The sequence below is a fragment of the Streptomyces sp. NRRL S-37 genome, from assembly GCF_000721605.1.
GTDB lineage: Bacteria > Actinomycetota > Actinomycetes > Streptomycetales > Streptomycetaceae > Streptomyces.
On sequence record NZ_JOIZ01000001.1, the window covers coordinates 404,716 to 417,196 of the forward strand.

General features: G+C 71.9%; 9 protein-coding genes and 1 pseudogene. 7 read left to right on the forward strand and 3 right to left on the reverse strand.

Going from position 1 to position 12,481, the window contains the following annotated elements; translation table 11 throughout:
• Positions 1–11 precede the first annotated feature (11 nt).
• Positions 12–2,441, reverse strand: a complete 2,430-nt coding sequence (locus IH50_RS0101655; protein WP_030856400.1) for an MFS transporter — start codon at positions 2,439–2,441, stop codon at positions 12–14.
• A 155-nt stretch (positions 2,442–2,596) separates the two neighbouring features.
• Positions 2,597–3,040, reverse strand: a complete 444-nt coding sequence (locus IH50_RS0101660) for an SRPBCC family protein (RefSeq protein WP_030856401.1) — start codon at positions 3,038–3,040, stop codon at positions 2,597–2,599.
• Between the two features lie 171 nt (positions 3,041–3,211).
• On the opposite strand from IH50_RS0101660, the gene IH50_RS0101665 reads away from it, so the two are divergent.
• From IH50_RS0101665 to IH50_RS0101680, 4 genes and pseudogenes are all read left to right on the forward strand, one after another.
• Positions 3,212–4,249 carry an Rv2578c family radical SAM protein gene (locus tag IH50_RS0101665; protein WP_030856403.1) on the forward strand — a complete coding sequence of 346 codons (1,038 nt, stop codon included), beginning with the start codon at positions 3,212–3,214 and terminating at the stop codon, positions 4,247–4,249.
• Between the two features lie 139 nt (positions 4,250–4,388).
• Positions 4,389–5,969, forward strand: a pseudogene (locus IH50_RS37335) (alpha/beta hydrolase).
• A 53-nt stretch (positions 5,970–6,022) separates the two neighbouring features.
• Positions 6,023–6,421 (forward strand): RidA family protein, encoded by a 399-nt coding sequence (locus IH50_RS0101675; protein ID WP_030856405.1) that lies wholly within the window; start codon positions 6,023–6,025, stop codon positions 6,419–6,421.
• Between the two features lie 20 nt (positions 6,422–6,441).
• A complete protein-coding gene (locus IH50_RS0101680) occupies positions 6,442–6,945 on the forward strand; it encodes a GNAT family N-acetyltransferase (RefSeq protein WP_030856407.1) in 504 nt (167 codons plus the stop codon).
• 6 nt (positions 6,946–6,951) lie between these two features.
• On the opposite strand, the gene IH50_RS0101685 is transcribed toward IH50_RS0101680, so the two are convergent.
• Positions 6,952–7,527, reverse strand: coding sequence for an adenylosuccinate lyase (locus tag IH50_RS0101685; RefSeq protein ID WP_030856409.1), 576 nt, complete (start codon positions 7,525–7,527; stop codon positions 6,952–6,954).
• Between the two features lie 381 nt (positions 7,528–7,908).
• On the opposite strand from IH50_RS0101685, the gene IH50_RS0101690 reads away from it, so the two are divergent.
• The 3 genes from IH50_RS0101690 (at position 7,909) to ccrA (ending at position 12,475) form a co-directional block, all read left to right on the forward strand.
• Positions 7,909–9,714, forward strand: a complete 1,806-nt coding sequence (locus tag IH50_RS0101690; protein WP_030856411.1) for a 3-hydroxyacyl-CoA dehydrogenase family protein — start codon at positions 7,909–7,911, stop codon at positions 9,712–9,714.
• 163 nt (positions 9,715–9,877) lie between these two features.
• The gene (locus IH50_RS0101695; protein WP_030856412.1) at positions 9,878–10,690 is read left to right on the forward strand and encodes a TetR family transcriptional regulator; all 813 of its coding nucleotides are present in this window, start codon (positions 9,878–9,880) and stop codon (positions 10,688–10,690) included.
• 441 nt (positions 10,691–11,131) lie between these two features.
• Entirely contained in the window at positions 11,132–12,475 is a 1,344-nt protein-coding gene (gene ccrA, locus IH50_RS0101700) for a crotonyl-CoA carboxylase/reductase (RefSeq protein WP_030856413.1), read from the forward strand.
• Positions 12,476–12,481 lie beyond the last annotated feature (6 nt).

Sequence of the window (12,481 nt, forward strand, 5' to 3'; positions counted from 1 at the left end):
GAGCGACCGTTTCAGTCCTCGTGGCCGAGCTGGAGGTCGCGTTCCGTGCGGCCTCCGCCGGCCATCTGGAGCACGGTCGCGACCGGCGGGTAACCGGCGGCGATGACGGTGTACTCACCGGACGACAGGTCGACGAAGCGGAAGATGCCGTCAGGTCCGGTGGTGAGGGTGTCGACGACGTTGCCCGCCGCGTCCAGCAGGGTCACGCGGGCCTCCTCCACGGGCCGTCCGCCGCCGGCCCGCACGGTGCCGCGCAGCACCGCGCCACCGGCCAGTTCGACGTCCTGACGGGTCTCGCGGGCGGCCTGGACGGTGACGGGGAGGGCGGCCGGACGGAAGGCGGGCGCGCTCGCGGCGAGGGTGTACTCCCCGGCCACCAGCTCGCTGATGACATAGCCGCCCTCCCGGCCGCTGCGGGTGCTGGCGACGACCTCCCCGTGGACGTTGGTGAGGGTGACGGCGGCGTCCCGCACCGGGGTGCCGTCGGCGGTGACGACGCTGCCGGCGAGACGGCCCGCGCCGCCGAGGACGACATCGAGTTCGACGGGCCGCTCGCCGACGGTCACGGAGACCGCCTGCGGCTGGTGACCGCCGGCGGCGGCGATCAGGACGTACGACCCCGGTCCCGGCGTGGCCAGCGCGTACCGCCCGTCCTCGCCGCTGGCGCCCCGTCCGGTCTGCTGTCCGGTGACGTCGATGAGGGTGAGCGCGGCGCGCGGTACGACGGTCCCGTCGGGGTGCTGCACGGTCCCGCAGACGGGGATGCCGCCTGTGTGCGGGGAGCGGGGCGGGGCGGGGGTCCCCCCGTTCGGGGAGTGGGGGCGCGCGTGCGGCACCTGTGCCGTGAGGTCGGCGGGGTCGGCGGTGGGGGCGTGGTGGGACACCAGTGGTCTCTCCTTGAGGAAGAAGGCGATGAGCAGGCCGAGGACGAGCACCGGCACCAGGTGGAGGAAGATGCGCGGCATGGCGTCGGCGTAGGCCTGCACATAGGCGTCGCGCAGCCCGGGCGGCAGCGCGTGGACGAACTCGGGGGTGATCGACTCGGCGGCCGGCGGCCCGCTGCCCGCGTGCGCGGGGAGGCGCTCGTCGAGCGCGTCGGCGAGCCGGCCGGCGAAGAGGGTGCCGAAGACGGCGGCGCCGACGCTGCCGCCGATCTGCCGGAAGAAGTTGTTGGCGCTGGTGGCGGTACCGAGGTCGGCGGGGCGCACGGAGTTCTGCACGGCGAGGATCAGCACCGGCATCACCATGCCGATGCCGGCGCCGAGGACGGCCATCCAGAGGCTGTAGTGCAGCCGGGGCGTGCCGGTCTCCAGACGGGACAGCAGCCACATGCCGACGACGGAGAGGGCGGAGCCGACGACGGGGTGCCAACGGTAGCGGCCGGTACGGCTGATGAGCTGCCCGGAGACGATCGAGGCGCCGACGATGCCGCCCGTCATGGGCAGCATCAGCAGTCCGGACTCGGTGGCGGAGGCCCCCTCGACCATCTGGAGATAGGTCGGCAGGTAACTGGCGGCGCCGAACAGGGCGACGCCGGTCACCAGCCCCACCAGGCCGCTGACGTTGAAAACGGAGTCCCGGAACAGCCGCAGCGGGATGAGGGGTTCGGCGGCGAAGCGCTCGACGACGAGGAAGAGGACGGTGGTGACGGCGGCGCCCGCGCCGAGTCCGAGCACGACCCGGGAGTCCCAGGCGTACTCGGTGCCGCCCCAACCGGTCAGCAGCACCAGGCAGGTGGAGGCGGCGGCCAGCAGCAGGGCGCCGAGGACGTCGAAGCGGCCCCGTGCGGCCGGCTTGGGGAGTCTGAGCGCCAGGGCGACGACGGCCATGGTGACGAGGCCGAAGGGGACGTTGACGTAGAAGCACCAGCGCCAGGAGAGGTGGTCGGTGAAGTAGCCGCCGAGCAGCGGCCCGGCGACGGACGCGAGGCCGAAGGCGGCGCCGATCAGTCCCATGAAGCGCCCGCGCCGGCGCGCGGGCACGATGTCCGCGATGATCGCCTGAACGCCGGTCAGCAGGCCGCCCGCGCCGACGCCCTGCACCGCGCGGCAGGCGATCAGCTCGTCCATGGTGGACGCGCGGCCCGCCAGCGCGGAGCCGACGACGAACACGAGGATCGCGAACTGGAAGACGCCCTTGCGGCCGAACAGGTCGCCGAGCTTTCCGTAGACCGGCAGTCCGACGGTGGCGGTGAGCAGATAGGCGGTGATCGTCCAGGACATCCGGTCCAGGCCGTGCAGCTCGCCGACGATCCCCGGGAGCGCGGTGGCGACGATCATCTGCTCCAGGGCGGCGAGGAGCAGTGCGAGCATCAGCGCGAGGAAGACCAGCCGGACCCGGCGCGGGCTCAGGCCCTGCTCCACGGCCGGTGCCGGGGGCGGCGGGCCCCCGGCCGGTGGTGCCGTGGCCGGCTCGTCCTGCGTCAGAGTGATCCCGCCCACGTGCCGCTCCCCTCGTCGCACCGCCGGACAATTCCCGCGTAAAAGCGACAACTACGAGCAAGCGCGGTGAGTTACGGGACCGAGAAAGGCCGTAACGAGATCACTCGAAACGGTGAGAAGCCACCTCCGCACCGTTTACGAGGCTTTGCCACCCCTCACTTCTCGACCTCCGCGGCCAACTTGGCCAGCAGGGCGTCGTAGATACGGGCGAGGCCCTTGGGCGCGAAGGTCTTCTCGAAGAAGCCGCCGATGCCGCCGGCGCCGTTCCAGACGGTGGTCACCACGACGCGGGAGCGGCCCTCACCGGCCGGGGTGACCCGCCAGGTGGTGACCATGGAGGAGTTGCGGTCCTTCTCGACCAGTTCGCCGTCGGTCGGCTCGGTGACCTCCAGGAGGCAGTCGCGCACGCGCTTGCTGGTGGCCTGGAGCTTCCAGTGCACGAGGGTGCCCTCGCCGTCGCCGCCCTCGCGGACCTCGTACTCGCTGTACTGCTCGGGCAGTACCTTCCCGCGGGTGCCGCTGTAGTCGGCGAGGGCGTCGAACACCGTCTCCGCGTCCGCCGCGACGATCCGCTCCGTAGTGGCCTCGACCTGCGCCATCGCTTACCTCCAGGGCCTGGGTTCTCGGGGTCGGGGCAAGCCAACCACCCCCGCGCCCGGCCGCCCAAATCGGGGGTCCGGATGTGATCGGGAGAGTGACCGAAGATGTCACTCGCACGATCAAGGGAACACTTGTTCTATTCTGTGCCGCAGCGACACCGAGGAGGCGTCATGCGCGGGGAGAACCTCTCACCGGACTCCGAACACAGCCGGGCCGGCACCGCCCTGTTCGACGCGGAGACGGTCACGACCCGCACCTTCGACACGCCCGAGTTCGCCGGAATCACCTTCCACGAGATCCGGGCCCGCTCCCTCGTCAACCGGGTGCCGGGGGCCTCCCGCATGCCGTTCGAGTGGACGGTGAACCCGTACCGCGGCTGCTCGCACGCGTGCGTCTACTGTTTCGCCCGCAAGTCCCACGGTCATCTGGACCTCGACACCGGCCTCGGCTTCGACAGCCAGATCGTGGTGAAGACGAACGCACCCGAGCTGCTGCGCCACCGGCTGGCCTCCCCCGGCTGGCAGGGCGAGCACATAGCGCTGGGCACCGACGTCGACTGCTACCAGAGCGCGGAGGGCCACTACCGGCTGATGCCGGGCATCCTCGCCGCCCTGCGCGACCACGCCAACCCGTTCTCGATCCTCACCAAGGGCACGCTGATCCTGCGGGACCTGCCGCTGCTGAGGCAGGCCGCCGAGGTGACCGATGTGGGCGTCTCGGTCTCGGTCGGGTTCACCGACGACAAGCTGTGGCGGACGGTCGAGCCGGGCGCTCCGGCACCGGAGCGGCGCCTCGACGTGGTCCGGACGTTCACCGGGCACGGCATCGCCTGCGGGGTCCTGATGGCGCCGGTGATCCCGTTCCTCGGTGACCGCCCCGACCAACTGCGGGCGACCGTGCGGGCCGTCGCGGCCTCGGGCGCCACCTCCGTCACCCCGCTGGTGCTGCATCTGCGGCCGGGCGCCCGCGAGTGGTTCATGGCCTGGCTCGGGCGGCACCATCCGTACCTGGTGGCCCGCTACCGGCGGCTGTACGCGGACGGCGCCTACGCCCCGAAGTGGTACCAGCGCCGCATCACCCGGCAGGTGCACGAGCTGGCCCAGGAGTACGGCATCGGCCCCGCCCGCGCGCAGACGGCCCGCCGGATCCGCGCCGCCGGGCCGGCCGGGTCCCCAGTGGCCGAACCGACCCAACTGACGCTCCTTTAAGAGCGTTCGAGCGCTTCCGGCGATCCGATCGGGTCAAGAATCAACAGAACATGTTCGGATGCGGCCCCACATCGGGACGATGCCGCGTGAACCGTGAGCCCCGCGGTCCGCAGCACCTCCGTCCCGGGAGGACCCCGTCATGAGAAGAAGCGCAGCCGTGCTGTGCGGTGCCGCCGTCGTCCTGGCCGGAAGCCTCACGGCCGCGCCCGCCCAGGCCGGCGCCCCGCGCGCCGCGGAGACCTTCCACGCCGCGCGACCCGTGTGGAAGGAGTGCGGCACCGACGACTACCCGGCGCTGCAGTGCGCGTCCGTCGAGGTGCCGCTCGACCACACCGAGCCCGCCGGGCGGAGGATCACGCTGGCGCTGTCCCGCGTCCCGCACACCGCACAGCGGTACCAGGGCCCCCTGCTGGTGAACCCGGGCGGCCCCGGCGGCAGCGGTCTGACGCTCGCCGGGTTCGTCGCGGCGGCGCTGCCGAAGGAGGTGGCCGCCCAGTACGACGTCATCGGCTTCGACCCGCGCGGGGTGGGCGCCAGCGAGCCGGCGCTGGACTGCGCGCCGGACCACTTCGGCCCGGTGCGCCCGGACCCGGTGCCGACCTCGCCCGAGGTCGAACGGGCCAACCTGGCGCGCGTGCGGTCCTTCGCCGCGGCCTGCGGACGCGCGTACGCGGATCTGCTGCCGTACATCGACACGGGCGGCACGGTGCGCGACATGGACGTGATCCGGCGGGCGCTGGGCGCGGAGAAGCTCAGCTACTTCGGCTACTCCTACGGCACCTATCTGGGCGCCGTCTACGCGAAACTGTTCCCTCAGCGGGTGCGGCGCCTGGTCCTGGACTCGGTCGTCGACCCCACCGAGGTCTGGTACGACGCCAATCTGAACTAGGACCACGCGTTCAACGACCGCCACCGCGCCTTCCTGGCCTGGGTCGCCGCGTACGACTCGGCGTACGGGCTGGGCACCGACCCGGAGAAGCTCGAGACCGCCTGGTACGCGATGCGCGCGGCCCTGAAGAAGGACCCGGCCGGTGGGAAGGTGGGTGCCGCCGAACTGGAGGACACCTACCTCCCGGGCGGCTACTACAACGGCTACTGGCCCTATCTCGCGGAGGCGTTCTCGGCGTACGTGAACGAGCGGGACGCCGAGCCGCTGATCGAGGCGTACGAGAACTTCGGCGCGGGCGACGCCGCCGGCGGCAACGGCTACAGCGTCTACACCGCGGTGCAGTGCCGGGACGCCGCCTGGCCGCGTGACTGGCGGCAGTGGCGCAAGGACCACTGGGAGGTGTACGAGCGGGCGCCCTTCATGGCCTGGAACAACGCCTGGTACAACGCGCCGTGCGCGTTCTGGCCGGCCGAGTCCCTTCACCCGGAACGCGTCCGCAACCACAAGCTGCCGCCGGCTCTCCTGTTCCAGGCGACGCACGACGCGGCCACCCCGTACCAGGGCGGTGTCACCGTCCACCGGCTGCTGGCGCGCTCCGCCCTGGTGGTCGAGTCGGGCGGCGGCAACCACGGCGTCACGCTGAGCGGGAACGCCTGCCTGGACCGGCATCTGGCGGCCTATCTGGCCGACGGGACCGTGCCGCGCGGGAGCGGCGGCGAGGCCGACGCGGTGTGCGCGGCGCTGCCCGACCCCGAGCCGCTGACGTCGAAGGCGGCACCGACGTCGGCGCGCGGTTCGACCCTGCACGGCCTGCTCGGCTTCCGGAGCTGAGGCCTGACGGCCCGTCGGGACGGACTGTCGTACCCGTGGTCCATCATGAACGCATGAGCGACCTGACCCGTATCCCCGCCCCCGACGGCGTGGCCCCCGCGGCCCAGTACACCCACGTGGTGACGGGCACCGGCCGCTTCGTCGCCGTCTCCGGCCAGCTCGCCCTGGACGAGGAGGGCCGGCTCGTCGGCGAGGGCGACGCCGGGGCCCAGGCCCGCCAGGTGTTCGAGAACCTGCGGCGCTGTCTGGCCGCCGCCGGGGCGACCTTCGACGACGTGGTGAAGCTGACCTTCTTCGTCACGGACATGGCGCACATGCCGGCCATCCGCGCGGTCCGCGCCGAGCACATACCCGACGACCGGCTGCCGGCCGCGTCCGCCGTCCAGGTCGCCGGCCTGGTCCGCCCGGAGTTCCTGATGGAGATCGAGGCGTTCGCGGTGGTGGCGGCGTGAGCGGCTTCCCGCCGCGCGCGATGACGGTGGACGACTGCGACCGCGTGGCCGCGCTACGGATACGGGGCTGGCGGCACGCCTACCGGGGGCTCGTCCCGCAGCCGTATCTCGACGGCCTCGACATCGCGGCGGACGCCGAGCGGCACCGCGCCCGTCTGGCCGACGGTGACGGCAGCGTGGTGAACCTCGTCGCCGAGACCGACGGGGGTGAGCTCGCCGGGTGGGCCGCGTTCGGCCCCTACCGGGACGGTGATGTGCGCACCGGGGACGCCGAGTTGTACGCCCTGTACCTGTCCCCCGAGCACATCGGCCGGGGCATGGGGCGGACGCTGCTCACCGAGGCGGTCCGCCGCTGCGCCGCCGCCGGCCACGAGCGCATGTACCTGTGGGTCCTCAAGGGCAACACCCGCGCCCGCCGTTTCTACGAGCGTGCGGGGTTCGGGGCGGACGGGGCGGAGGAGCCCTTCGAGGTGACCGGCGTGCTGGTGCCCGAGGTGCGGTACGCGCGGGAGCTCACCGGCTGACACCTCCTAGCGCGGCCGGGGGATGCGGGCCAGGGCGTGGACCGCCGCCTCGGCCAGGGCCGGGTGGGCGAGGGCTTCGTTCAGTACGGGTTCGGCGCGCGGGTCGCCGAGTTCGCCCAGTCCCTCCACGCAGGCCAGCGCGACCCGGCGATAGGGGTCGTGGGGGTTCAGTCGTCGCCGCAGCGTGGTGATCAGGGCGGGGACCGTCTCGGGGGCGCGCAGTGCGGTGAGCAGGCGGACCGGGTGCAGGGCGTAGGCGACGCGGAGTTCGTTGGTGGCGAGGGCGGCGGCGGCGCGGGCGGTGCGCGGGTCGCCGAGGCGGGCGAGGGCGTGGGCGGCGGAGGCGCAGCGCGGCGGGTCGCGGTGGTTGAGGAGGAGCACGAGTGCCTCGAAGGCCCTGCGGTCCCCCGCCAGTCCCAGCCGGAACGCGGCCAGTTCGCGGGCCCAGAGCGGTTGTCCCGGTGCGGTGAGGACGCCGGCCAGGGTGTCGGGGTCGTCCGTGGCCAGGAGACGGTCGTACGCCGTCGATCCGCCCGACTCCGTCCGTAAGCGCTCCGTGAGTGATCGCAACTCTTCGTCCATGGTTGAGAGGTTAGGGGTGTGCGGGGCCGTCCGGGACGTACATCACAAAGCCGGGGACTGGCGCGCTCGTTACCCGCGAGTTAAGCTCAGACGAGCGAGTTACCCACTCGCACCCTCCTCACGGCGGTCTGGTGACGCGGCCGCCGCTGGGGGCACCTCCCACGCCTTCGAGGCCGTGGGGGAGCAGTCGGTTCGGTACCTCGTGTACCGCAGTACGGCTCGGCCCCGGGACAGGGCCGGTCGGATCCACCGTCGTTCACCGACGGCACCGGGCGTGTGCGCTCGCAGCCCGGCCACACCCGCATCCCGCACGCACCCGGTGCGCCCTTCGGCGCACCCGGGCGTGTTTCCCGTCGTCACCCTCATTCCTGGAGTCCCGCGATGGCCACTCCCCTCTCCGACACCCCCCTGTCCCCGCTCCGGACCGTCGCCGTGGTCGGCCTCGGCACGATGGGCACCGGCATCGCCGAGGTCCTGGCCGGTGCCGGCCGCGACGTCATCGGCATCGACATCAGCGAGGCGCAGGCGGCGAAGTGCGTCGCCGTCCTGGAGTCCTCCACCGCCCACGCCGTGGAGCGCGGCCGGCTGACCGAGGAGCGGCGCGCGGACCTCCTCGCCCGCGTCACCACCTCCACCGACCTCGCGGCGGCGGCCGACGCCGATCTGGTGATCGAGGTGGCGCCCGAGTCGTACGGGATCAAGCAGCAGATCCTCCGTGAACTCGACGGGATCGTGCGGCCGGAGACCATTGTGGCGACCGGTACCAACGCGCTGTCCGTCACCCGTCTCGCCGCCGACTCGGCCCGCCCCGAGCGGGTGCTGGGCATGCACTTCTTCAACCCGGCGCCGGCGATGAAACTGGTCGAGGTCGTGTCCAGCGTGCTGACCGCGCCCGCGGCCGTCGCCGCGGTCACCGGCCTCGCGCTGGACCTGGGCAAGGAGCCCGTGGCCGTCGGCGACCGGCCCGGGTTCGTCGCCGACGGGCTGCTGTTCGGCTACCTCAACCAGGCCGCCGCGATGTACGAGGCGAACTACGCCTCCCGCGAGGACATCGACGCCGCGATGCGGCTGGGCTGCGGGCTGCCCATGGGCCCGCTGGCGCTGCTCGACCTGATCGGCGTCGACACGGCGCGTACGGTCCTGGAGGCCATGTACGCCGAGTCCCGTGACCGGCTGCACGCGCCGGCCCCGATCCTCAAGCAGCTCAGCGAAGCGGGCCTGACGGGCCGCAAGGCGGGGCGCGGTTTCTACACGTACGAGGCACCCGGCGGCAAGACCGTCGTGCGCGACGCCCGCACCCCGCTCGGGGACGTCTTCGCGGCCCCCGGCCGTACGGTGCGTTCGGTGGGTGTCGCGGGCTCGGGCACCATGGCCTCCGGTATCGCCGAGGTCTTCGCCAAGGCCGGCTACGAGGTGGTCCTGGCCGCCCGCAGCGAGGAGAAGGCACGGGGGGCCAGGGCCCGGATCGGGACGTCCCTGGCGCGCTCCGTCGACAAGGGGCGGATGACCGCCGAGGCCGCCGCCCAGACTCTGGAGCGGGTGCGTCCGACGGGCAGCTACGACGACTTCGCCGACGTCGATCTCGCGGTCGAGGCGGTCGCCGAGGACCTGGAGGTCAAGCGGCAGCTCTTCGCGACGCTGGACAAGGTCTGCAAGCCGGGCGCGGTCCTCGCCACCACCACGTCCTCGCTCCCGGTCGTGGCCTGCGCCCGCGCCACCTCGCGCCCGCAGGACGTGATCGGCATGCACTTCTTCAACCCCGCGCCGGCGATGAAGCTGGTCGAGGTGGTGCGCACGGTGCTGACCGCCGACGACGTGCACGCCACCGTGCGGGAGGTGTGCGGCACGATCCGCAAGCACGCCGTGGACTGCGGCGACCGGGCCGGGTTCATCGTGAACGCGCTGCTGTTCCCGTACCTCAACAACGCGATCAAGATGGTGCAGGAGCACTACGCGTCCCTCGACGACATCGACGCCGCGATGAAGCTGGGCGGCGGCTATCCGATGGGTCCGTTCGAGCTGCTGGACGTCGTCGGGCTCGATGTCTCGCTCGCCATCGAGAAGGTGCTGCACCGCGAGTTCCGCGATCCGGGTCTCGCGCCGGCGCCGCTGCTGGAGCATCTGGTGGCCGCGGGCTGCCTCGGCCGCAAGACCGGCCGTGGCTTCCGCGAATATGCCAAGCGCTGAGCCGCACCCCGGTGACCGGTACGAGGGTGGCGCGGAGTGGGGCGGACTGCTCGGCCCCGACCGGTTCCCGCCGCCCGCCCTCAGTGCCCCTCCCCCGCCCGCCGAGGGCGGGGGAAACCCCGGTCATGCGCACCGAGCTGCGCACATGCAGTACGTTCAGGGCATGTCCCAGCCCGCCAAGTCAGCACGTACGCCCGCCACGACCGAGCAGCCGGAAAGCGCCGCCGGCTCCCGTGCCGCCGCCCAGCGGCTCAAAATGCGCCGGGAACTGGCGGCCGCCGCGATGGAGCTGTTCGCGACCAAGGGGTACGAGGCCACCACCGTCGACGAGATCGCGGCCGCCGCCGGGGTCGCCCGGCGCACCTTCTTCCGCCACTTCCGCTCCAAGGAAGAGGCGATCTTCCCCGACCACGACGACACCCTGGTCCGCGCCGAGGCGGTGCTCAACGCCGCCCCCGCGCACGAGCATCCGCTCGACACGGTGTGCCGTGGCATCAAGGAGGTCATGAAGATGTACGCGGCGCGGCCCGAGATCTCGGTCGCCCGCTACAAGCTGACGCGTGAGGTGCCCACCCTGCGCGAGGCGGAGATCGCGTCGGTGGCCCGCTACGAGCGTCTCTTCACCCGCTATCTGCTCGGCCACTTCGACGAGCACGCGCACGACGACGACGCCAACGACGACCCGCTGCTGGCGGAGGTCGCCGCGTCCGCCGTGGTCACCGCGCACAACCACGTGCTGCGGCGCTGGCTGCGGGCCGACGGCCAGGGTGATGTCGAGGCCCAGCTCGACCACGCCTTCGCGATCGTCCGCAAGACCTTCGGCAGCGGGATCATGGCGGGCCGGCGCACCGTGCCGCCGAAGCCGTCCGTGTCCTCGGCGTCCACGCACGGCGAGGTCCTGGTGACGGTCGCGCACGTGGACGCCCCGCTGGACGAGGTGATGCGGACCATCGAGCAGGCGCTCAAGGAGCGCTGAACGGACACCGAGAAGCACTGGACGGGCGCCGAGAAGCGCTGAACAGACGCCGAGGGCACGGAAAAGCTCCTCACCACTGTGATGACGGCCACCCCACGGGGTGGCCGTTTTGCCATGTCAGGACCCCTTTTCGCGGGCCTTTCCAGGCCCGTTCGATCGATCATCGCTCATCTGATGCGTAAAGATTTCACCTGAGCCCAATTTCTGACACTCAGTGCCTTGCGGGCTGACACGGCGTGCCATACGTTGAAGGAGTCCGGGCGAGTCCCGGCGGGCCCGCCGCCCGCACGTCCGGACGCCTGCGTCACAGGCAACCTCCCGCGCACACCCAGCGCTGCCGAAGCACCACCGCCGGACCGACGGCACCCCCGACCCTCAGCAGCACACCGACGTAACCCTCAGCGCCCCTCCCTCAGGGCGCTCATCGCCGGAGGCAACACCGTGACCGTCAAGGACATCCTGGCCGCGATCCAGTCGCCCGACTCCACGTCGGAGGACTTCGCCGCCCTGCCGCTCCCCGAGTCGTACCGCGCGATCACCGTGCACAAGGACGAGACGGAGATGTTCGCGGGCCTCGAGACCCGCGACAAGGACCCCCGCAAGTCGATCCACCTCGACGACGTGCCGCTGCCCGAACTGGGCCCGGGCGAGGCCCTGGTGGCCGTCATGGCCTCCTCGGTCAACTACAACTCGGTGTGGACCTCGATCTTCGAGCCGCTGTCGACGTTCGGCTTCCTGGAGCGCTACGGCCGCACCAGCGAGCTGGCCAAGCGCCACGACCTGCCGTACCACGTCATCGGCTCCGACCTCGCGGGCGTCGTGCTGCGCACCGGCCCCGGCGTCAACGCCTGGCGGCCCGGTGACGAGGTCGTCGCCCACTGTCTCTCCGTCGAACTGGAGTCGTCCGACGGCCACAACGACACGATGCTCGACCCCGAGCAGCGCATCTGGGGCTTCGAGACCAACTTCGGCGGCCTGGCGGAGCTCGCACTTGTGAAGTCCAACCAGCTCATGCCCAAGCCGGACCACCTGAGCTGGGAGGAGGCCGCCGCCCCGGGTCTGGTCAACTCCACCGCGTACCGGCAGCTGGTGTCCCGCAACGGCGCCGGCATGAAGCAGGGCGACAACGTCCTCATCTGGGGCGCGAGCGGCGGACTCGGCTCCTACGCCACCCAGTTCGCGCTCGCCGGCGGCGCCAACCCGATCTGTGTCGTCTCCAGCGAGCAGAAGGCGGACATCTGCCGGTCGATGGGCGCCGAGGCGATCATCGACCGCAGCGCCGAGGGCTACCGGTTCTGGAAGGACGAGAACACCCAGGATCCGAAGGAGTGGAAGCGCTTCGGCAAGCGCATCCGCGAACTCACCGGCGGCGAGGACATCGACATCGTCTTCGAGCACCCCGGCCGCGAGACCTTCGGCGCCTCGGTGTTCGTCACCCGCAAGGGCGGCACCATCACCACCTGCGCCTCGACCTCGGGCTACATGCACCAGTACGACAACCGCTACCTGTGGATGTCGCTGAAGCGCATCATCGGCTCGCACTTCGCCAACTACCGCGAGGCCTGGGAGGCCAACCGGCTGATCTCCAAGGGGAAGATCCACCCGACCCTGTCGAAGGTGTACTCCCTCGAGGACACCGGCCAGGCCGCCTACGACGTGCACCGCAACCTGCACCAGGGCAAGGTCGGCGTGCTGTGCATGGCACCCGGGGAGGGTCTGGGCGTGCGCGACCACGAAAAGCGCGCACGGCACATCGACGCCATCAACCGCTTCCGGAACACCTGAGGTCCG